This is a genomic window from Coprococcus sp. AF102-57, from assembly GCF_027686195.1.
Lineage (GTDB): Bacteria > Bacillota > Clostridia > Lachnospirales > Lachnospiraceae > Allocoprococcus > Allocoprococcus comes.
In genome coordinates this window covers 1-24,015 of record NZ_JAQCSY010000036.1, presented here as the reverse complement: position 1 = coordinate 24,015, position 24,015 = coordinate 1, and the positions used below count along the sequence as shown (strand labels likewise).

General features: G+C 42.2%; 17 protein-coding genes. 16 read left to right on the top strand and 1 reads right to left on the bottom strand.

All coding sequences use genetic code 11. The annotated features are described in order from the left end of the window. The first annotated feature begins 644 nt into the window (after nucleotides 1–644). The 15 genes from PGZ10_RS15890 to PGZ10_RS15820 all read left to right on the top strand — a co-directional run bounded on the left by PGZ10_RS15890 (nucleotide 645) and on the right by PGZ10_RS15820 (nucleotide 19,442). Nucleotides 645–845, top strand: a complete 201-nt coding sequence (locus PGZ10_RS15890; RefSeq protein ID WP_008371181.1) for a hypothetical protein — start codon at nucleotides 645–647, stop codon at nucleotides 843–845. Between the two features lie 12 nt (nucleotides 846–857). Further along, nucleotides 858–5,126 carry a DUF7604 domain-containing protein gene (locus tag PGZ10_RS15885; RefSeq protein ID WP_270541841.1) on the top strand — a complete coding sequence of 1,423 codons (4,269 nt, stop codon included), beginning with the start codon at nucleotides 858–860 and terminating at the stop codon, nucleotides 5,124–5,126. Nucleotides 5,127–5,236: 110 nt separating this feature from the next. Then, on the top strand, nucleotides 5,237–6,685 hold the full coding sequence (locus tag PGZ10_RS15880) for a SpaH/EbpB family LPXTG-anchored major pilin (protein ID WP_270541840.1): 1,449 nt from the start codon (nucleotides 5,237–5,239) through the stop codon (nucleotides 6,683–6,685). An 88-nt stretch (nucleotides 6,686–6,773) separates the two neighbouring features. Then, nucleotides 6,774–7,643, top strand: a complete 870-nt coding sequence (locus PGZ10_RS15875; protein WP_270541839.1) for a class C sortase — start codon at nucleotides 6,774–6,776, stop codon at nucleotides 7,641–7,643. Nucleotides 7,644–7,676: 33 nt separating this feature from the next. Then, the gene (locus PGZ10_RS15870) at nucleotides 7,677–8,543 is read left to right on the top strand and encodes a class C sortase (protein ID WP_270541838.1); all 867 of its coding nucleotides are present in this window, start codon (nucleotides 7,677–7,679) and stop codon (nucleotides 8,541–8,543) included. 28 nt (nucleotides 8,544–8,571) lie between these two features. After that, a complete protein-coding gene (locus tag PGZ10_RS15865; RefSeq protein ID WP_270541837.1) occupies nucleotides 8,572–9,606 on the top strand; it encodes a DUF5979 domain-containing protein in 1,035 nt (344 codons plus the stop codon). Between the two features lie 15 nt (nucleotides 9,607–9,621). After that, nucleotides 9,622–10,152 (top strand): hypothetical protein, encoded by a 531-nt coding sequence (locus PGZ10_RS15860; RefSeq protein ID WP_270541836.1) that lies wholly within the window; start codon nucleotides 9,622–9,624, stop codon nucleotides 10,150–10,152. Between the two features lie 12 nt (nucleotides 10,153–10,164). Next, nucleotides 10,165–10,938 carry a hypothetical protein gene (locus PGZ10_RS15855; RefSeq protein ID WP_270541835.1) on the top strand — a complete coding sequence of 258 codons (774 nt, stop codon included), beginning with the start codon at nucleotides 10,165–10,167 and terminating at the stop codon, nucleotides 10,936–10,938. Between the two features lie 13 nt (nucleotides 10,939–10,951). Next, entirely contained in the window at nucleotides 10,952–11,707 is a 756-nt protein-coding gene (locus PGZ10_RS15850; protein ID WP_270541834.1) for a sortase B protein-sorting domain-containing protein, read from the top strand. A 4-nt stretch (nucleotides 11,708–11,711) separates the two neighbouring features. Next, nucleotides 11,712–12,710: a hypothetical protein gene (locus tag PGZ10_RS15845; RefSeq protein WP_270541832.1), complete on the top strand. Its 999-nt coding sequence runs from the start codon at nucleotides 11,712–11,714 to the stop codon at nucleotides 12,708–12,710. Between the two features lie 31 nt (nucleotides 12,711–12,741). Further along, a complete protein-coding gene (locus PGZ10_RS15840; protein ID WP_117558114.1) occupies nucleotides 12,742–13,269 on the top strand; it encodes a signal peptidase I in 528 nt (175 codons plus the stop codon). A gap of 141 nt (nucleotides 13,270–13,410) precedes the next feature. Beyond that, the gene (locus PGZ10_RS15835) at nucleotides 13,411–14,514 is read left to right on the top strand and encodes a PucR family transcriptional regulator (protein WP_270541842.1); all 1,104 of its coding nucleotides are present in this window, start codon (nucleotides 13,411–13,413) and stop codon (nucleotides 14,512–14,514) included. A gap of 11 nt (nucleotides 14,515–14,525) precedes the next feature. Further along, nucleotides 14,526–16,817: a hydratase gene (locus tag PGZ10_RS15830; protein ID WP_270541831.1), complete on the top strand. Its 2,292-nt coding sequence runs from the start codon at nucleotides 14,526–14,528 to the stop codon at nucleotides 16,815–16,817. A gap of 119 nt (nucleotides 16,818–16,936) precedes the next feature. After that, complete coding sequence (locus tag PGZ10_RS15825; protein ID WP_008371152.1) at nucleotides 16,937–17,404, top strand: RNA polymerase sigma factor; 468 nt, start codon at nucleotides 16,937–16,939, stop codon at nucleotides 17,402–17,404. Nucleotides 17,405–17,432: 28 nt separating this feature from the next. After that, nucleotides 17,433–19,442 carry a beta-propeller domain-containing protein gene (locus PGZ10_RS15820; protein WP_270541829.1) on the top strand — a complete coding sequence of 670 codons (2,010 nt, stop codon included), beginning with the start codon at nucleotides 17,433–17,435 and terminating at the stop codon, nucleotides 19,440–19,442. 285 nt (nucleotides 19,443–19,727) lie between these two features. Here PGZ10_RS15820 and PGZ10_RS15815 read toward each other — a convergent pair whose 3' ends face one another. Then, a complete protein-coding gene (locus PGZ10_RS15815) occupies nucleotides 19,728–21,137 on the bottom strand; it encodes an amidophosphoribosyltransferase (protein ID WP_195502424.1) in 1,410 nt (469 codons plus the stop codon). 1,330 nt (nucleotides 21,138–22,467) lie between these two features. On the opposite strand from PGZ10_RS15815, the gene PGZ10_RS15810 reads away from it, so the two are divergent. Continuing rightward, the coding region (locus PGZ10_RS15810) for a tetratricopeptide repeat protein (RefSeq protein ID WP_270541828.1) at nucleotides 22,468–24,015 on the top strand (1,548 nt) is incomplete at its 3' end.

Sequence of the window (24,015 nt, the reverse complement as noted above, 5' to 3'; positions counted from 1 at the left end):
AACTATTAAAAGAATTTGGCATTGAATAAAAACTAAATAACCCTTACCCCCATCCCGTGACTGATCACCGTCTAAGATGCAGTGCATTTCCCCAATATCAGTCACGGGATCTTTTTGTCCGGAAAATCCCTCTCCCTCACCGCTATAACCAGATCACTCCTTTTCTATGCGCTCCCCGCAAGCTATACTTTTTGCACTTCCATCACATTATTCCCAACTTTTACTTCTATTCTAATATCCCAATACATATAGTAGAGTCAGACACAAATATTACGCACTCCTACAAATCATGATGTTGGGGTTCAAAGGTATTTTGACCCCTTTGATACTAGATTGCTACGTGCTTTGCACTCTCGCAATCCTCAAAAGCATTCGTAATCCGCTCATTTTTCTTTGAAAAATGGCTACTTACTCATGTTTTTGGCGGAGCAAGAGGGCAAAAATCCTCTTGCAAGCAAGCTTGCATCGGCTTTCTGACCTTTTGACCCTGATATCAAATCATTATATTATTACAAAAACATTACTATTTCTTGTTATAGCTTAAAAAAGTTAATATTTTTCGTTATTGGTAATGATTCACGTAATGCTTTGTCAGATACAATACCTATATAAGATAAAAAAGTCTAAATAATTAGGAAGGGCAGATGAAAACTGACATGAATAAAAAGCAAAAAAATACAAGAACTTTTTTAATAAAAATCATGGATCAGCAGAACGGTACCTGGCAGGGCAGCGTTACCTGGGTGGAAGAGCAGCGAGAGCAGCATTTCCGCAGTGCCCTTGAATTATTGAAGCTGATAGACGGAGCACTTGATAACAATTATGAAGTCAGAATTGAGGAATAGAAGGAGGACGCCATGAAAAGTAATACAAAGAAACGTTTAATAGCATTCATGCTTTGCATGGTACTTGTGCTTAGCAGTGCGATATCAGCATTCGCTGATGAAGGAACCGTTCATCGTGTTCCAACAGATACAGTGGAGTTATCCAGTGAAATCATGAAAGATGGTGTCTCACAGGGTACTTTATTTGCTACCATACCAGAAGAAGCATTCCAGTCAACGGAAGAAAATGCAACTCTTCAAATGAATCTACAATCGGAAACAGAAGAGTCGACCGTAATCGAAAATATTCAGAATGAACTGGAAGCTCGTGGAATCACTGAATATACGATTCAGCAGACGATCATGGGAAATGTATCATTTTCTGTCAGTCCTGAAGCAAATGCACAGATCCCTGAAAAACCGATTCATTTCCGTTTTGAAAATACATCATTAGATACAACCCATGCAATGGGATTTGTATATGATTCTTTTAATAATACAACTACATTATATGAACTGAATGAAAATACACTTCAGTTTGAAGAAGATGTAGAGATGAAAACAGAGTCAATCGTAGTTGGATGTTTTGATGTAATTGAAAAGGCAACTAACAAAACTACAGAAGATGTTACTGAACCAGAAAATCCAAAAGCAGAAAAAAATGAATCTACCCCACAGGAAAACAATAATGTTCAGGTTGCTGATACACAAAGAACAGTAAGTATTACAGAAAACTATGGAAAACTGACAGCTAATTACAGTGATACAACGGCAGATGTTGGATATGTTTGGTACAGAAGTATTAATGGAGCAACAGCGGAAAGACAGATTCCAACACAGTATTCCAGTACAACAGGAACAAATCTTGGAAAAGATATCAGTTCAGACGGTAAAGAACTTTACATAGCATTGAATGGTGGCGCACTCGGATATAATGGAAATAATTTAGTAACTTATACAGTAGAAGCTTATAGTAAAAGCAATCTGAACGAGTATGGATTACCAAACGATGGTGCGACAGTTCTTGCAACAAGTTCTGTATATAATGTGACCGGATACTATGAAGTACAGAATGGAAGTTTTGAGACACCAAGTGTTACGGATTATCATCAGAATACAAATAACTGGCAGTTTTCAAATGAAAATTATAAAGCATTAGACGGTGTTTGGCAGACAACAGGTACACATGATGCAGATACCAGATGGTCTGATTTGGAAGGCGCGGATATCGAAATTGTTACGACATTAGGATCATCATTAAAACGTCAGAGTGACAGAGATCAGAGATATAATTGGCATGGAGATGAGATAGCAGCAGATGGAAATCAGTTTGCAGAACTTAACTGTGCAGCTGCCGGAGCATTATATCAGGATGTCCTTACGACACCTGGAGAAGTTTTAAATTATCAGGTGGCACATAGAGCACGAGGATCGAACGGAATTGATAACTCTGCGGTAGAATATGATACAATGTATGTTGTTGCAATGTCCAGTGAGCTGGCTAAAAATATTACGACTCAGGATCAGGTGTTAGACGTTGTCAATAATAAGGAAAAGTATCCGGGAGCAATGGTTGCTACCTATAGAGACGGAGATCGTTCTTGGACAACTCATCAGGGAACTTATACTGTAGCAAGTAATCAGTATTCTACACGTTTCTTCTTCGTTGCAGGTAGTACAGCATCCAATAATGCTACAGTCGGAAACTTTATTGATAATGTAAGATTTACACGAGACAGATTGACACCAGTAGCAGGTACAGCAAATGTTACTGTAACAAAAACCATTACTGGTTTGAGTGCTGCAGATGCAGAGACATTGGCTAACAAACTTTCGTTTAAAGTAGGTGATGTAAGAACCTTATCATATAATGATATGACCTGGACATATGAAAATGGTGTTTACAGAGGAAGTACGATTGTAAATATTCCACAGGATAAATGTGGTGACATCAATATCGAAGAAACAGGTACATTAGATGTATCAGGATATACTAGAAATACATCTATATTCGTAGACAGTACGGTAGCCGGAAGCGGAATTACTTCTACAAATATGAACATTGCAGTTGGAAATTCCAGGAGCGTAGAATTTAAAAACAACTATTCTAAGAATGGCGGTTCCGGTGAAACTGTTGAAAGCAAAATGTTTCATGAAAAGTACATCAAACGTAATGACAATGGTACATATGATATTACACTGAATGCTTCCGGAACAATTGGCTCCGATGTAAAAAAAGCTTTTGTTGATATTGTATTGGTGGTTGATACTTCTGGTAGTATGAAAGGAAGTAATTTAGAAAATACAAAGACGGCAATTAACGCCTTAGTAGATGCCTTCGATGCAAAAAAGGAAACAGTAGATACAAAATACAAATTAGTCACCTTTAGTTCATCAGCTAAAACAAAAACAGATGATTGGGTTAATGGAACAAACCTGAAGAAAGAAGCAGGAAAATTGTCTGCAGATGGCGGAACAAATTATGACCAGGGATTATCACAAGCTGCCACCGCAATAAATAGCAGTAGTAGAGAAAATGCAAAGAAAATTGTCATTTTCCTGACAGATGGAAAACCGACTTACTATGGAACAAACAAATCTGGATATGGAAATGATACAAGCAAAAAAACGCTTGAGGCAGCAGTAACATCTGCTGGTAAGATTAAGTGCGAGAGGTTTTATGCAGTTGGAATTGGACTTCCAAGCTCTGTTAATGTTTATACACATGATGATACGAAATATTGGAGCCATAGAGAAAACTGTTCGGAGGAAGGTCAAAAAGTACAATCTGAATATTATGGAAGTTGGCTCTACGATCGATCTTATTGGTATTATGATATCTTTGAAACAATCTCAGGATTAGATATTTTGGAGCGAGTAAAAAACGCAACTACAGCGAGTACCAAAAGAGCGATTAATTATTCAGATCCTTCCGATCTTACAGGAGAATTTACAAGTATTGCTGGTGACATCTTAACGTTGGCATGCTCGAATGTTACAATTACTGATACATTAAGTCAGTATGTTGATACAACAGCTAATACAAAAATCAAAGTAAATATCGCACAGAAAACCGCAAATGGTTACACAAATGTGTCAGGCAATGGACGTGAATTTTCATTAACAGAGGGTTCTTTAACTGGTGGTGATGTTTACGAAGGTACTACTAAAATTGCTACGGTAAGTTACAGTAAAGATAAGAAAACCGCAACACTAAAATTTGAAGATAGTTACACGTTCAAAGAAAATTACTATTATTATCTGTCCATTACAAATGTTGTGCCTAACCAGACTGCATTTGATGAATATCAAAAGACAGCTTATCCTAACAAAGGTGATAAATACACAGATGCATCTTCAGATGGTTATTCTGCAGTTGAAACTGGAACATCATCAGAAAAGGCAGGTTTCTATTCAAACAGCGCAGCAACGATTTCTTATAAGTGGAAAGACAGCAATGTTACAGAAAATTATAGAAAACCAGTTGTTCAAGTTGAACAGATTCGAGTTAAAAAAACTTGGGTAGGAATCACTGATCCAAAGGATACCGTTTTAGTACAATTAATTGATAAAACTGGAAATCCGGTTTCAGGACGCATTCTTGAATTGTTAAATGGGAAAAATTACAGTGGTTCTTTCACTGTAGAAGAAGCAGATAATTACGGCGGTGTTCGTGAGCTGAAGCTGGATGACACAAACGGGACAATTGTTTATAAGGGTCATAAGTACAGCATGATTGAATCAAATGAAACAACAACTATCAGCGGAACGACATACACAGTAACTTATAGTACATCTGGTAATCGTTACACCATTACAAATACCAAGAGTGCTCAGAAAATTAAAATTCTGAAAACAAGACATGCAGAAGGTACACCGGATATTTATCTGAAAGGTGCAGAATTTACTCTGGTAGACAGTAATGGAAAAGTAGTAAAGATTGGCACAAATACAAATGGAACTTACATTTCAGATGCCAATGGTCTAGTCTTGGAAGGCGATATTGCTTATGGTACTTATACACTGACTGAGGTGAAAGCACCATCAGGTTATACCAAGTTGGCAAATCCTATCACTGTAACAGTAAATGATAAAGGTATTACCGTTTCAGAAAATACAAATGTAAAGGTTAAAACAACAAATAATACCTACGTCATTACAGTGGCAAATGATTTGCTTTATGAACTGCCTCACACCGGAGGTTCCGGAATTTACTTGTATATGATCGGCGGCATGTTACTTATGTTTGCGGCTGTATGGATCTTATATAAAAACAAATGCAAGGAGGTGCTGGGAAAATAATTGTAAGAATTAATTTTTCAGTGGCTTCTTGCCACACAAAAACGTTATTATCCCATATGAGGGGACAATAAAAAATGGGCAAAGTCCTTAAAAGAAAAGGAGACAACAATATGAAGAAGATGAGAAAAATCTTTGCAGTGTTATTAACACTGGCTATGGTACTCGGAATGAGTATGACATCGTTTGCAGCTGAATTTGGAACAAAAACAGCCGATACAGCTTCTCTGACAGTAAATGGATTAGTTCCAGGAGAAGCAACGGAGGTAAGCGTTTATAAAGTAGTTGGATGGGATGCAGCAAAAAGTAGCTGGAAACTTGAAACTGGTGTAGCGTCTAATGATGTAATTCTTTCTGATAAACCAGTTACTATCAATTGGCAGAATTTTGTTGATAAGAGAACTTCTCTTACCCGCGTAGCTACCGCAAATGTTACAGATGGTACTGTTACATTCCACGGTCTTGAAATTGGTGCATATTATGTCTATGCTGGATCTGAAAAAACATCTTACAATCCAATGGGCGAAGCTGTTTACGAGTACGGCAGTGATGGATTAATGAAACCAGCAGATAAAACAATCAATGCTAAAGGTTCTACATATACACTTACAAAAGCTTTCAAAGGCGAAAACGGAACAGCTACATACCAGGTAGTAGAACGTGGAGAGGTAGTTCCATTTACTATTACAGCTGTATTTCCAAGTTATGATAAAGAAGCAACAGATAGAACATTCCAGATTACTGACGAACCTACAGGTATGAAAGTGACTGAAGTTACTGTAAAAGTTGGAGAAACACCACTTGAGGCAGGAGAAAATACTTATTCATTAGTAAGTGTTAATGCTGATGGAACTGATGGCGCTCCTATAACAGCCTTACCGGCAGCAGAGGGACAGAAGGTAAGAGTAAGATTTGCTCCTTCCTATATTGGAACAGAGAATACTCATGCTGGTCAGACTGTAACAGTAGAAGTAAAAGCACAGATTACAAATGCAGCTACTTTTGCAAACAAAGCTTCAAGTAACAAAGGAAAAGATGTACCAGAAGTAACAGGTAAATTAGGTTCTATCACAATCAACAAATATGATGAAAATTATGATGCACATAAGACTAATAATAACCTTTTAGCAGGCGCAGAATTCAGTATTACTCCTGCTAACGAAGGTGCAACTGCAATCAAGTTCGTACATGTTGAAGAAAAAGATGGCGTTTCTATTTACCAAAAAGCAACTGCTGAAGAAATTGCTGATACTAACATTACTAAAGTAACAAATATTGTTGCTAAAGATGGTGTAGTAGTAGCTAAAGGTCTTGATGATGGCGAATACAAAATCGTCGAAACAAAAGCTCCGGCAGGATATTCTGTAGTAGAAGTACCTAATGTAACAATTGAAAACGGAGAGAATCCAGTGGCTACAGCAAATGTTTCAGATACAAAATTACATTCCCTTCCACATACCGGTGGTATCGGTACAACAATCTTCACAATCGCTGGATGCGTTATCATGATCGCAGCAGCTGGTCTGTTCTTCGCAAGCCGCAAGAAATCAGACAACAAATAATTGCAATAATTATTTATAATCAGATATTGAATCCGGGGCAGGTCGCCCCGGATTCCTAAAAAATAATACAACAGCAAGGAGAGTTCGGATGAAACGCAAAGCAAACAAACTTATTATTGGCATCATATTTTTAGCCGGGTTGTCCTTACTGCTGTATCCATTCGTTGCAAACCAGTGGAATAACTACAGGCAAAAGCAATTGATCAGCAGTTATGAACAGACTGTATCCGAAAAGGATGCAGCACATGAGATTGATTATGATGCAGAACTGCAGAAAGCAGAAGCTTACAACGAAGCATTACTTCCAAGTATCCTTCCTGACTCATTTGCAGTTGCCGCAGCCAGTGACAAAGAAGACCAGTCCTACATGGATGCTCTGAATATTGCCGGTGACGAGATGATGGGAATCGTGGAGATCCCGAAGATTGACATCAAGCTTCCGATCTACCACACTACCGATGAAGATGTTCTCAAACAGGCAGCCGGACATCTGGAGGGAAGCTCTCTTCCAATCGGCGGTAAAAGTACACACGCCGTTATCTCCGCACACCGTGGACTTCCGAGTGCGTCTCTTTTTACCGATCTGGATCAGCTGGAAGAAGGCGATCATTTTCTGATCCATGTATTAAACGAAACATTATGTTATGAAGTCGACAAGATTTCCGTAGTAAAACCGGAAGAAACTTCCTCTCTTGCAGTAGAAGAAGGAAAAGATCTTGTAACACTTTTAACCTGTACTCCATACGGAGTCAATACCGAGCGGCTTCTGGTCCGTGGTCACAGAGTACCTTATGTGGAACAGGAAGTTGCCGATGAGAAGACACCACTCAGCGGAATTAGTTTTCATACAAATTATCTTTTATGGGTAATTATTGGTCTTGTAATTACCACAATCTTCATCCTTGTGTTATACTTAAAGGAGAAGAAGCTTCAAAAGAAGAAAAATGAGACCTCTTAAAAAGAGAATAAGAACGAGAAAGGGAATATGCCTATGAAAAGAAAAATCTCAACCTTCCTTTTCGGTCTGTTATTCTTGATAGGATTTGGGATTCTGATCTACCCGACGGTATCCAACCAGTGGAACACCTACAGACAGAATCAGCTGATCAGCAGCTATGACAATACAATACAGGACATGGAATCAGAGGACTTCACATCCGAGTGGGAGAAAGCAAAAGCTTTCAATAATACCATTCAGCAGAACAACCTCTACGGAGATGTATTTGGTGAAGATGAAAATGACATCAAAGACACCGAATACTGGAAGATCCTGAACGTTGCAGATGACGGTGTAATGGGATACCTTTCCATTCCGAAGATCAACATCAAGCTTGCCATTTACCATGGCACCGGTGATGATGAACTTCAGACCGGTGTCGGACATCTGAACGGCACAAAGCTTCCGATCGGAGGGGAGAGTACCCACAGTGTTCTCGCAGCTCACCGTGGACTTCCAAGCGCAAAGCTTTTTACCGATATCGATCAGCTCAAAGTTGGCGATAAATTTTACATCCATGTACTGGATGAAGTCCTTGCCTACAAGGTAGACCAGATTCTTCCGATGGTAGACAAAGACGATCATGAAACACTGGAGAAAGCACTCCAGATAGAAGAAGGAAAAGATCAGGTAACTTTATTTACCTGTACACCATATGGAGTCAACTCCCATCGTCTTCTCGTAAGAGGAACCAGAATTCCATATAACGGCGAAGAGGATGCTACCGAATCAGTTACAGATTCTATGGTAAAAGCCATTCAGAATTATTATATGCTCTATTTAATTTTAGGACTTTCAATCACGATTCTTGTGATCATTCTCTTGCGATTCCTTTCCAAGAGAAAAGCTCACAAAGAATAACCAAGATTTTTAAGGAGGACATGAGGCGATGATGAATAAACGATTAAAACAGGGAAGTACTTTTCTCTTAGCTGTCGCTCTTACATTTCCACTGCTCACTCTTCCGGGTGCGAAAGCCGCAAGCGCGATCGATACCGATGCAGAGTGTTCCATCCAATTTGACATTGGTGGAAACAGTGAACTTCTAAATGACGACGTTACTGTTCAGGTCAATCTGTACAAAGTTGCATCAGTTGATGTATCCGGCAACTATACCGCAACCGGTGCATTTTCAAAACTGGATTTTTCATCCGTAAGTGCTGATAACCTGGATACTGCAGCTGCTACTTGGGCAGAACGTGCCAAAGAAGCACAAGGTAAGTTGACAGATTCAAAGGGAAATACGGTTGTTGATCCAACCGAAACCGTTACACTGCAGAACGGAAGAGGCTACCAAGATAAATTGGATACCGGACTTTACCTTGTAGATACACCAAAAGTGATTACAACCAATTATACTTATACCTTTACTCCTTACCTTGTATCACTTCCGACCAATAATTACTACAGTGGTAACGGTGCAAGTGATGACTGGATCTACGATTTGACCAAAGAATACAACAGTGCAGTTGGTCTGAAACCGGAACAGCACGTAAGATACGGTAATCTGGTGATCAATAAGGAACTGGTAGATCACAATGCTACCTTCGGTAACAATGCAACGTTCGTATTCCAGATTGATATCACAACACTGGATAAGAAGACCGAAACCAGAATCGAAGAGCTTACCTTCAATGCTACAGGCAGCCATTCTGTAACGATTGAAAAAATTCCTGCCGGATCTCATGTCAAGGTAACGGAGGTTTACAGCGGTGCAAGCTATGAACTCGCTTCTGCTAAAAGTCAGGAAACAGACATCATTGCTAATCCTGAAAAAGAAACCGAAGTAGAATTCAAACCGGCAAAGGTTTCATTTATCAACAAACACGATGGACGTACCAATGGCGGATACGGCGTAAAAAATAATTTCAAACTCGATGAAACTGATCAGTATCAGTACACCGAACCAGCAGCAAAGAACTAGAAAGGGGGAATCGGAATGAGAAAGTTACATAAAAAACCACTAATCATGGCAGCAGCAACACTTGCTCTTACCGGAACCCTGGCAGTTGGAAGCGCGATGGCGTATTTTACAACTTATTCGACAGCCGGTGGCGGTGTAACAATGAATATGGGATTTACAGAAACCATCCCAAATGAAACAGTAGATCAAAACGGGAAGCATGTCACGATCAGCAATATCGGTGATTATGACTGCTTCGTAAGAGTAACGGCATTCGCTCCGGTAACACTTACATACAACACTCCGGACGGCGGATGGACCGAAATGGTCGACGAGAATGACAAGAATGTCTCCTACTGGTGTTACGACGATGTCCTTCCGGCAGGCAAGACAACCGAACAGGAACTCAATATCACTTATAAGTTCCCGGAAGGAAATGACAAACCGGAAGAATTCAACATCGTAGTCATCCAGGAATGCACCCCGGTTCTCTACGACGAGGACGGCAATCCATACGCCGACTGGAATCACGTAATCAAAGACGACAGCACACAGACGACAGAGTAGGAGGTAATGAGAATGAAAAAGAAAAAGAAATCATTTCCAAAGAAACCTGCCCTGGTCCTGACAGCCGCAGCACTCCTGCTGGTTGGAAGCACTGTCGGCAGTACACGCGCCGCACTCACTTACTACAGTGAGAATTATTCCGCACAGATGAATATGCAGAGTATCGGCGTATCTCTTCTGGAAAATGACAAAGTAGTCAGCAGCCGGGATTATGTATCGAACAATGAATGGAAGGGAACCTCACAGGGTACACTTCTCACAAACCTTCTTGGAAAGGATGAGACATTTACACCCGGCAAGAAATATAACGAAGCAATCAGCGTCAAGAACAGCGGTACGATCGACACCTTTGTACGTGTGATCATCACAAAGAGCTGGCAGGACGAAGAAGGTAAAAAGAACACCGAACTTTCACCGGATCTGATCGAGCTGAACTTCCTCACAGACAACGGATGGCAGGTTGCAAAGGCACAGTCCACGAAAGAGCGTACCGTTCTTTATTATACCAAGGCAGTTGCAGCCGGAGATACCACACCGGCATTATCGGATACACTCCGAATCAATCCTTCGATTGCATCGGATGTAACAAAGCATGTAACCGAATCTGAAAAAGAATCTGAAAAAGGTAAAACCATCACTTATACTTACAAGTACAATGGCTACACCTTCCACATTGACGCAGAGGTGGATGCAGTTCAGACACACAACGCAAAGGACGCGATCAAGAGTGCCTGGGGCGTGGACGTAAATGTATCAGACGACGAAACAACAATGAGCTTACAGTAGGGAGGTACAGAGTATGAAAAAGAAAATTTTGTGCCTCGCCATGACAGTGATAATGGCAGCAGGGGTACACACAACTGCATTTGCAAAGGATTCTCAGGGAGTCGACGGATGGCAGGTTAATTTCACCGGCGGCAAGATGGAAAGTAATTTTAAAAGCTCCGATGTGACTGACGAGCTGGCAAATATCCAGCCGGGTGACAGCATCGAGCTCAAGGTTCAGCTTAAGAACTCCGACAGTACGGATACCGACTGGTACATGACCAACGAAGTGATCCAGACACTGGAGGATGCACAGTCTTCCGCAGAAGGTGGTGCTTATGAATACAAGCTGACCTATGTTGGAAGTGATAATGCCGAAAAGGTACTCTATGACAGTACAACTGTCGGAGGGGAAGGCGCTTCCAAAGCAGGAGAAGGTCTGAAGCAGATCGATAGCTCAACCCAAGAATATTTCTACCTCGGAAGACTTGCTTCCAATAATACCGGAACGGTACACCTTACCGTCGGTGTTGAAGGTGAGACACAGGGCAACGGTTATCAGCTCACACTCGCAAAGCTCCGCATGAACTTTGCAGTAGAAAAGGTTTCAGCCGGCAAAACCATCACCAAGAATAAGATTGTTAAGACAACCAAGACCGTTAAAACCGGTGATACCGCAAGAGTTCTTCTCTTCTGTGTGCTTGCACTCATCAGTGGACTGATCCTTCTTGCATATGGTATCTACACACTCAATAAGAACACAAAAAGACGCAGACAGAAAGGAGAGTAAGCAGATGAAAAAATGGAAAAGATTACTGGTTTCTCTTCTGACTGTATCCATGACACTCGGTGCATCCACAATGAGCGTTATGGCAGATGATACTACACCGTATACCTACAAGGTAACATTATCCGCAGGTAACAAAGGAACAATTAACGGACAGAACAAGATCGAGCAGACAAACATTGCTTCCGGTTCTACCGTTACTTTCAATCTGAATGACATCCAGGTAACAGACGACAAGTATTATGTCAAAGGAATCCGTCTCAGCGGACGTGACAATAACGAAACACTTGCGGCTCCTTCCTTTACCGTTGATAAAGATGCCGACTATGTAGTCGCTTATGGAATCAAAGGCAACATGGTTGCCTATACCGTAAATTATCAGGATGCATCCGGTAAATCACTGGCAGAGAGCCAGACCTTCTACGGAAACGTCGGCGACAAGCCGGTCGTTGCTTACCGTTACGTTGAAAATTATATTCCTGATGCTCTTGCACTTACGAAGACTTTGAGTGATAATGAATCTGAGAATGTATTTACGTTTACCTACACACCGGGAGCTACAGACCGTATCGTTGAGACAACAACTACCGTCACAACAACAGTTCCTGGAACCGCAACTCCTGCCGGTGCAGCAGGTACAACCGGAGCTGCCGGTACAACAGGTGCAGCCGCCGGTACTGGTAGAGGTACTACAGCGGGTGGTACTGCAGCAGGTGGTACTGCAGCAGGTGGCACTACAGCGGGTGGTACTACAACAGGCGGTACTGCCGGTGGTACAACGAATGCAGACAATTCTCAGGATACGACAGACGATACGACCACCGCACCGGATGAACAGACACCAAAGTCTCTGGTAGATCTGGATGATGAAGACACTCCAAAAGGAAATATCGATGCGAAAGACAAGACGAGCAAAACTCCGATCGCAGCAGGGATCGGCATTATCGTTGTTGCAGTAGCAGCTCTCGCAGGACTGATCGTATTCTTGAAAAAACGTGCAAAATAAAAAAAGCGCGGCACTAAAGGAGAAGTCTTTTTTGAAGAGAACGAAGAAAAAGAAAAGCCCAGTGGCTGCATTTTGCAGTGCACTGGGCACTGTTTTACTGACAGTACTGATTCTTGCCTGTATTCCGCTGACGCTTCCGAAAGCTTTTGGTTTTCAGATGTATACCGTGATCAGTGGGAGCATGGAACCGGCGATCCCGACGGGAAGCCTGGTCTATGTCCGGTATGAAGAACCAGATACGATCGTCAAAGATGATGTCATTGCTTTTTACAGCAACAATGCAGACGGCTCGATCATCACCCACCGCGTAGTATCCAACAGCCCGGCGATGGGACAGTTTATCACCAAAGGGGATGCCAATGAGGAAAAAGATATGAATCCGATTCCTTACAACAACTACATCGGAAAAGTAAAGCTTTCTGTTCCGGTTGTCGGCGGTATCGCACAGGCTGCAACCGGCACTGCCGGAAAGATTGCCGCTGCATCTATGATCGGTCTTGCTGTGATTCTTGAAATCGTTGCTGCCATGCTTGACAGACGCGATGACGAAGACGAATAAGAGAGAACGTTTTTCATTTTAACTTGCTAAAGTGTAAAACATTTGCTAAAATAATATCAGATTGTATTGTCAGAAGAAGATGGGGGAATTTCACAATTCTCCCATTTGTCATATATTGAAAAGAATGGAGAGGTGAATGGATTGTTATCCAACCAGATTTTACAGAGAACAATCAATGAAATAGGGGATATCATCGAGTGTAACTGTTCCATCTGGAACACAGACGGAGTGATACTTGCAGCTGTAGGTAAGGAGAAGCCTGCAGTAAAAAAAGCTGTCTGCTCATTTTTAAAAGAGCTGGAGGTTACCGGCGTATCGGAGGAGCACCTGGATGAATGCTATGGTCTGTTTCCGGTTTATGATGATGATGAACTGACTTATATTTTCGTGATCGAGCACAATAGTGAGATTGATGTGCATACCAGCGGACGCTTAAGTGTCTGCCAGCTGGAGAGCCTTTTAAGATCCGGAAGTGAACGTCTTGACCGTAACCGTTTTATCCAGAACCTGCTCCTGGATAACCTGCTTCTCGTAGATATCTACAATCAGGCGAAAAAGCTTGGTATTACAGTTGAGCAGCGCAGAGTCGTCTATCTGATCGAACCGAAAAATCCGGATGACACGATCGTCCTGGATATGATCCGTGGGATTTATTCCTCGGGAACCGGTGATTTTGTTACTGCCGTAGATGAGGGACATATTATTCTGATCAAATCCCTTGACAGTACGGATGATTATGATACGATCCGTTCGACTGCCGATATGCTGGTGAATGCGATCAACACCGAAGCTATGGTCAATGTCCGGCTTTCCTTCGGAACCATCATTCCCGAGCTCAAAGAGGTCTCACAGTCTTACAAAGAAGCAGGCATGGCTCTGGATGTGGGACGTATCTTCTATCCGGAACGCAATATTTTATCCTACCGCGAACTCGGTATCGGACGGCTGATCCACCAGCTTCCCGTTTCCTTATGCGAGATGTTCCTGGAAGAAGTATTTGCCGGAAATACCGTTGATCAGTTTGACGAAGAAACCTTATCCACAGTTGATAAATTTTTTGAAAACAGCCTGAATATTTCGGAGACAGCGAGACAGCTTTTCGTTCACCGGAATACGCTCGTCTACCGGCTGGAGAAGATCCAGAAGCAGACCGGGCTGGATGTCAGAGTCTTTGAGGACGCCCTGACATTTAAGATTGCTCTGATGGTCGCAGACCACATGAAATTCATAGAAAACAGAAAATAGGAGGACATGATATGGTGAAATTATACGAAGGCGGTGCCTATCTTTTACACGGTACTGAGGTAATTGCAGATGCACCCGATGCACTTGCTGCCGTAAAAAGCAAGACAGGTATTGAGACAACAAAAGAAGCTGCTGCAAAAGAGACAATGGCTTATGGGATCTTAAGTGCGCATAATACTTCCGGTAATATGCAGCAGCTTCAGATCAAATTTGACAAGCTGACTTCGCACGACATTACCTTTGTCGGAATCATCCAGACTGCAAGAGCATCCGGACTGGAGAAATTCCCGATCCCTTATGTTCTGACCAACTGCCATAACTCTCTGTGTGCAGTCGGCGGTACGATCAATGAAGATGACCACATGTTTGGACTGACCTGTGCGAAGAAGTACGGCGGTGTCTATGTTCCGCCTCATCAGGCCGTTATCCACCAGTTTGCCCGTGAAATGCTCGCAGGCGGCGGCAAGATGATCCTTGGTTCTGACAGCCACACCCGTTATGGTGCACTCGGTACCATGGCAATGGGAGAGGGCGGACCGGAACTTGTAAAACAGCTTCTGAACAAGACTTATGATATCAAGATGCCGGGTGTTGTCGGAATCTATCTGGACGGCGAACCGGTGAAAGGTGTCGGACCGCAGGACGTTGCCCTTGCGATCATCGGCGCAACCTTCGGCAATGGCTATGTCAATAACAAAGTCATGGAATTTGTCGGACCTGGCGTTGGCAAATTAAGTGCAGACTTCCGTATCGGAATCGATGTTATGACAACAGAGACAACCTGCCTCTCTTCTATCTGGAGAACCGATGACAAGATCAAAGAGTTCTACGATATCCACGGAAGAAGTGATGACTTCAGGGAACTGGAGCCTGGCGCAGTCGCTTACTATGACGGTCTTGTATACGTCAATTTGAGCGAGATCAAGCCTATGATCGCCATGCCGTTCCATCCGTCCAATGTCTACACCATCGAGGATGTCAATGCCAACCTTGCAGATGTTCTCCACGATGTAGAGCAGCGCGCGCTGGTAAGCCTGGACGGTGCTGTGGATTACTCTCTTCAGGACAAGATCGTAAATGGTAAGCTTTATGTCGATCAGGGTATCATCGCAGGCTGTGCCGGTGGCGGTTTTGAAAATATCTGTGCTGCCGCAGACATCATCCGTGGCAAATACATCGGATCAGATGAATTTACCTTCAGTGTTTACCCGGCAAGTACACCGATCTACATGGAGCTTGTGAAAAATGGTGCGGTTGCTGACCTGATGGAAGCCGGTACGATCGTGAAGACAGCCTTCTGCGGACCGTGCTTCGGTGCAGGGGATACTCCGGCAAACAATGCATTTTCCATCCGTCACTCTACCCGTAACTTCCCGAACCGTGAAGGAAGCAAGCTGCAGAGTGGACAGATCGCATCTGTTGCCCTTATGGATGCACGTTCCATTGCCGCAACTGCTGCGAACAAAGGTTTCCTTACTCCGGCAACAGATTTTGATATTGAATACAAGAACCCGACCTACCACTTTGATTCCAGAATTTACGCCAACCGTGTATTTGACAGCCACGGCGTTGCTGATCCTTCGGTTGAGATCAAATTCGGACCGAACATCAAAGACTGGCCGGCAATGAGCGCTCTTCCTGAGAATCTGATCCTGAAGGTCGTATCTGAGATCCACGATCCGGTTACAACGACAGACGAACTGATCCCGTCCGGCGAGACTTCTTCTTATCGTTCCAACCCACTTGGACTTGCTGAATTTGCACTTTCCAGAAAGGATCCTGCCTATGTAGGACGCGCGAAAGAGGTCCAGAAAGCCCAGAAAGCGATTGAAGCAGGTACTTGTCCACTGGATGTACTGGATGAATTAAAACCGGTGATGGCAGCAATCCAGAAGTCTTATCCGGAAGTCGGCAAAGGAAATATCGGTGTCGGAAGTACCATTTTCGCGGTCAAACCTGGTGATGGTTCTGCCCGTGAGCAGGCTGCTTCCTGCCAGAAGGTCCTCGGCGGCTGGGCGAATATCGCGAATGAGTACGCAACCAAACGTTACCGCTCGAACCTGATCAACTGGGGCATGCTTCCGTTTATTACCGAAGAGGAACACACAAAGCTTTCTTTCAGGAACGGTGACTATCTCTTCGTGCCGGATATCCGCAAAGCAGTAGAAGATAAAGCTTCCACGATCAGGGCTTATGTCGTAGGCGATGATCTGAAAGAGATCGATCTGAAACTCGGTGATCTGACGGATGCAGAACGTGAGATCATCCTCAAAGGATGTCTGATCAACTATTACAGAGGTTAATTTTTCTCAGAAAATGATATGATTTCAAAGGGACGGAAATTTTTCTGTCCCTTTTTGCAACACTTCCGACTTTTTTATACTCTTATATACAAAGAACCGATTTTGAGAGGAGGGACTTTATGATCGATGCAATTGCATTTAAAGAATTATATAAGACGGTTTATCAGGATCTGTATCGTTTTGCGCTCTGCATGATGCATCATCCGCAGGATGCAGAAGACGCCGTCAGTGAAGCCGTTCTTTCCGCCTATGAGAACATACATAAATTACGCAAAGAAGAAGCATTCCGTTCCTGGATCTTTCAGATTCTGGCAAATGTGTGCCGCCGGAAGTTAAAGAGCCGTGAACGGACCGAGACCGAGCTGAAAGAAGATCATGCTTCTGCCACATACTGTGACGGACTCCGCACAGATGTGGAACGTGCTTTTCTTATTCTCGATGAAGACGATCAGCTGATCATCGGCTTATCCGTCTATGGCGGTTACAACAGTAAAGAGATCGGAAAAATGCTAAGGCTGAACCCGAATACAGTCCGCTCCCGCAGAAAGCGTGCCCTCGAAAAGATGAGCTGGCTTCTGAAAGAGTAGGATAAAAGAGTAATAGGAGGTGTTTCATATGACAGATCACGAAAAAGAAATACTGGATAAAATAAAACAATCTACGGAAAAAACTCCTGTTCCGGAAAGCCTTGCACCGGATCAGATTATGAAAATGCTGGAAGAGCATAACAGCACTCAGGCTTCCGGACATATCCCGAAAAAGCATGGATTTTCCCGCGGCCACCGGATGCGCGGAGGACTTATCGCTGCCGCACTGGTACTGGTTGTCGGCATTGGCGCCCACATCCGCCAGCAGAATTTTTCTTCAGACTCAGCCACTTCTTCCACAAAAGGCAGTTCTTCAATCGGTACATCCTCCGGTAAGCTTGCCTCTTCCAATACTTTAGAAACGGCAACCGATTATGATGAAGTCTACACATACCTGCAATCTTATCAGGATGAGTTGGATTCTTCATCTGTTACCGGTTCAACCGACAGCGGAATTGTCATGTATTCAACTAAAACAGCCGACAGTGGTGCACGCACCGATAGCTCCAGCTCCTCTTCGGATTCTGCAACAGCCTCTGCACGTGCTGTGGATACTTCATTTTCCGATACCAACGTCCGCACAGAGGGTGTCGGTGAAGCAGACATTGTAAAAACGGATGGAAATTATCTTTATACACTGAAAGCAAACTCACAGGAAATTTCCATTGTAGATATCCGGTCTGATCAGATGAAGGTTGTTTCCGGTATTTCGCTGAATGAGAATTTTCAGGCATCCGAGTTTTACCTGAGTGACCAGAAGCTTTTTGTCCTTGGCAACATGCAGAACACGCAGGTTGATTCTGACAGCAAGACGTTGTACCGCGGCAGCTGTACCCGTATCCAGACTTATGATCTGACAGATATCAACAATCCGAAATCCATCGGAACCGTGGATCAGAGTGGTTACTACCGCACTTCACGTTTTAAAGACGGATACCTGTATGTATTCAGTGACTATTATATTTACGATACGATCACCAAAAAGGATTATCCTTCCTATGTTCCGCTTGTTGGTGACAATCTTCTGAAGCAGTCGGATATCTATCTCCCGACGAACCATGCAGCAGACCAGTACCTTGTTGTCAGCTCCGTTTCCGCTTCCAGTCCGGATAAGGCAGCAGACCAGAAAGCAGTCATGTCTGAGAATGGCGAAGTCTATGTGAGTGAGAACAACATTTATATTTACGAGTATGCGAACAGCAGTATCCTCGCAGATAATCTTGCGGCAAAGAATCAGACGATCCTCCGCAAGCTGTCTTACAATAAAGGAAAACTTTCCGGCTCTGCCCAGGGCAAAGTAAAAGGATATCTGAACGATTCCTTCAGCATTGATGAGTATGACAATACGCTGCGACTGGTGACAACGGTTACGCACAATGCCGGAAACTCTTCACAGTCCAATGCAGTCTATGTGCTGGATGCAGATTTGAAAACAATCGGTAAAATCGAAGATCTTGCCAAAAATGAACAGGTCTATTCCGCAAGATTTTTGGGCGATACCGGTTACTTTGTAACTTATGAACAGACAGATCCTTTATTCTCCGTAGACTTTTCCGATCCGGAGAATCCGAAGATCCTTGGCAAGCTGAAAATTCCCGGCTTTTCGGAATACCTGCATTTTTACAGTGATAATCTGCTTCTTGGCATCGGTATGGATACCGATGAAAATGGAGTCACAAACGGGATAAAAGTCTCCATGTTTGATATCAGTGATCCTTCGGATGTGAAGGAAGTCAGCAAGTACACACTGGATCAGTACTATTACTCGGATGTCTTTTCTGACTACCGTGCAGCACTGGTTGATCCGGAAAAGAATCTGATCGGCTTTCCGCTTTCCGGATCTGCCAACCAGTATGTGATCCTTTCTTACGATAAAGATCAGGGCTTCCAGGTACAGATGCAAGAGGAAGTCAACGGTAATTCTTATCTTGGAACCCGCGGTGTGTATGCAAACGACAAGTTCTATGTGATCAATGGAAATGCAATTGAAGCATACCGGATGGGAGACTATGTGAAGATAGATGATCTGCTGCTATAGTGCAGCTTTGCAGAAGGAGCTACCGCTCCGCATACTTTGTACACCATTCCACATCATTGTATACACCAAAATCGTATATAATCGAGTAGGCTGACTCCTACTCGATTCTTATACTTTGTACATCATCTGGCTTGACAGCTCGATGATGTGCATGCGCCAAATGCAGATCCTTGTGCAAGCACAAATCTGCACTTGGCTCATCGTATACACAAAAACAGGTGCCCACTGGGATATATCACTAAGATATACTTACGTGGACACCTGTTTTATATTTTCATTTACCTGTTATTCCACACCGTTAAAGCAGTAGGTACATACCTGGCATGCATCAATCCCGATTGATTTGATCAGATCATCCAGTCTGTGATAACGAAGGGAAGTGAAATTCTGTCTCTTGCGGATTTCCTCCAGCATTGCTGCATACCGGTCACTGTTCGGATCCGCATATTCATCCAGTACATTGACATCATTATCGCCTTCCCACTCACGTATGATTCTTCTTGTAATCAGATCCAGGTCTGATTTGGAACGGGAGAAGTTCAGATATTTGCAACCGTACAGAAGCGGTGGACATGCCGGGCGGACATGCACTTCTTTTGCGCCACTCTGATACAGGAACTCTGTCGTCTCACGGAGCTGTGTGCCACGCACGATCGAATCATCGATCAGCAGAAGGCTTCTGTCTTCGATCAGACTATGTACCGGGATCAGTTTCATTCTGGCGATCAGATTACGCTGACTCTGTGTTGTCGGCATGAAGGATCTTGGCCAGGTCGGAGTATATTTGATAAATGGTCTTGCATACGGAATACCTGATTCATTTGCATAGCCTATCGCATGAGCGATACCCGAATCCGGAACTCCTGCAACAATATCCACGTCGATCGAATGGTCATCTCTCTGTGCTAAAAGCTTTCCACAGTTGTAACGCATTTCTTCTACACCAACCCCTTCATAAGAAGAAGTAGGATATCCATAGTATACCCACAGGAACGAACAGATTCTCATCTTTTCACATGCAGGACTTACAGTCTCCACAGATTCCGGTGTCACGTAGACGATTTCCCCAGGTCCCAGCTCTTTGTAATCTGTGTATCCAAGGTTGATATATGCAAAGCTTTCAAAGGAAACGCAGTATGCATTCTCTTTCTTTCCGATCACAACCGGTGTACGTCCGAGAAGGTCTCTGGCTGCATAAATTCCATTCTCTGTCAGAAGCAGAAGTGTCATCGAGCCTTCAACTACTGACTGCACATAACGGATTCCCTCAACAAATGAATCCTTTTTACAGATCAATGCCGCAACCAGCTCTGTAGAATTGATCTGTCCACTGGTCATAGACTGAAAATGTGTATGTCCATTTTCATAAAGATTCCGGATCAGCTGATCCGCATTATTGATCTTACCTACTGTCGTAATTCCAAAGCACCCCAGATGCGACTGGATCAGAATTGGCTGTGGATCATAATCTGAAATACATCCAATTCCAATATTTCCCTTCATTGTATCAACATCTTTTTCAAATTTTGTACGGAACGGCGAATTTTCAATATTATGAATTGCTCGCTTCCAGCCATCACTTCCGTAAGTAGCCATACCTCCGCGGCGGGTTCCAAGATGCGAATGATAATCTGTTCCATAAAAAAGATCCAGATTACATGCTTCTTTTGATGCAACGCCAAAAAATCCTCCCATATCTGTAGGTCTCCTTTCTTTATCCCAATGCCATAGCCTGTATTTTTCATCTATTTTTTAGTGTATCATGCATTTATGGACGGAAACAATAGCAAAACCCCGAATATATTGCAAATGGCTATAACTATTTCTAATCGTATTTATAATTGTTTGAATTTTCTGATATATATATTGCAATTTCAATTCTTTCTAATTTTACCAAAATTATTTTAAAATTATATTGACAAATAAGTATTTGGGTGTTATTATTAAGTCAATCCAAAAGAAAAGAAGTTCCTGACGAGAAAGGGAATTTCAAAAAGATATTTTTTTAATCTGTTACATAGTTTCATATATACTCGCCAAGAGTATAAGATGAAGAACCAGATCAGAAAAGGGTAACAAGAATAATTGTTATTTGAAGGTTAGAAAGTTTTAAAAAAGCAACTATACATTTTGGTTATGAGCGTTTTGTAAGTGGAGTGTGTAGAGAACAATTTTTAAAATTGATAATTTATAATAATAAGAGAAAATTGATATCTGACTTCTGAACAGAAAAAAGTATAAGAGAAAAAGAATATCCGGATAAAATTTTGGAACGAGAACGAAAGGAAGGAGGCTTTGACCGTTGGATATTTCATCATCTAAAACTCAATATGTTAATGGTATGGCAAATGTAAATTCCTGTGAGATGAGCCTTAACCATAGATTATAATCCGGTAAGAGAAAAGTTAATGATAAAAAAGGTCGGAGTAGTAGATAAACCGGAAGCGATTATAAGATATAAAAAGATTCAGCATTTGTTGACATATTGAAGTAAATACCACAGTAATTCAAGATCAGAAAATGTGTAAAGAAACATTCATTGATAAGTAAATTTAACAGTGACGAGAAAGCTGATAAATACAAAAATTGAATTACCTGATTATATAAAATAACAAAAGATCAGAATTGATCAAAATCGATTCATATGATTTCATTTTTATAAATTTTATAAAATCTGAATATCATATGAAATGCTCAAAGAACTTACAGGAATAAGAATTACTTAATTCCTCCGATATAAAAATAAAAATTATAAAATAAAAATTACAATTGAATATTCCGAGACAGCCATTTAAAAGATGGCTGTCTCCTTTTTTTCTGTTACCAGCTCCCAATTTGTGAATTTTTTGTAATATTTTTTTAACATTTCTGAAAAATATCAGCCGTAATTTTTGACATTGACAACGCTCTATGATACACTTAGTAAGTAAAATTATAAGACTTTTGTTTTCCGTTTCTGGTACAAAAGTCAGACTTACTGAGGAAAAGTAAAATAATTAATAATAATCATATGAGGTGAGAAACGTTGGATAAATATGAATATCGCGCAAAGACAGAGCAGATGCTTGCGTATGCCGAACAGAAGTCTTACCAGAAAGCGATGTCGATTGCAGATACGATCGACTGGCGTAAAGTAAAAAATACCGCCATGCTCTCTACCGTAAGCGAAATCTATGAAAATGCGGGGGAACTTGGTAAAGCACGTGATACCTTATTTATTGCGTATGATAAAGCACCTTCCAGCAGAAAGGTCGTATACCGCCTGGGAATTATTTCTCTGAAGCTGGGACATTTCGATGAAGCAGCTGATTGCTACGAAGAATTTGTCAAGCTTGCTCCGAAAGATCCAAACCAGTACATTCTCCGGTATAAGATCTTAAAAGCACAGAAAGCGCCAGTTAAAGAACAGATTGAAGCTCTTGAAGATTTCAAGCATTCTGAATACGTTGAAAAATGGGCATATGAGCTTGCCAGATTATACGCTGAAGCCGGTATGACTTCCGAATGTCTTGATGAATGTGATGATCTGATTCTCTGGTTCAGCGAAGGTACTTATGTATATCAGGCAATGGAACTTAAAATGAAATACAAACCGCTGACTCCACTTCAGCAGGAAAAATACGATCATCGAAATGATGGTATCGGCTGTAAGGATTCTTCCAAGAGAAAACCTTCCTTCCGAAAATCCAAAGGACGTCCTGCACCGGATCCACGAATCGCAGACAAGATCCGCAAAGATGTACATGTCACAGACAGTATTGATCTTCCGGATCTTCCAGAGCCAATGACCCGGACACATGCTTCCGAACCAGAAGCTGAGTCACAGTCAAAAACCCGGATTCGAAGCACTTCCGATATTTCCACAACCATTTCCGGTGCTTCCCTTTCAGATGCCCTGAAAGCCGGTGTTGCCGTTGCAAGTGGTGCAGTTGCTCCTGAATCTGCTTCAGACGATTCACAGATGACCGGTAAGATGAAGATTGAAGAAATTCTTGCCAACTGGGAAGCAACCCAGCGTGAAAATGCAAAGATTCTTGAAAAGAGCCAGGAGGAAGCTGAGAAAGAAAAAGCCCTGCGCGAGAAGAAGAAAGAAGAAGAAGAGGAAGTTCTTGGAGCTACAAAACCAATCCTTTCTGATGATATCCGCAAACTGATGGAACAGCTTGAAAATGGTGAAGAGCCTGAAATCACCGATGAAGATGCTGAAGATTTCGTTGATGATGAAGAGGATGAAGCGACTGAAAGCCCGGAAGATTCATCCAAAGAAGCTTCAGACACTGACGAGGATGATCCGGAAGAAAATGATTTTGAAGAAATCGTTGACTCCGAAGAAGATGATGAATCGGATGCGGTTTACGATGAAGAAGCTGAATATGAGGATGAAGACGATTCTGAGTATGTCGAGGATGAAGATGATTCCGAGTATGACGACGATGAATACGAGGATGAAGATGATTCCGAATATGACGATGACGAAGAATATGAGGATGAAGACGATTCCGAGTATGACGATGACGAAGAATACGAGGATGAGGATAATTCCAAGTATGATGACGAGGAAGAATACGAAGAT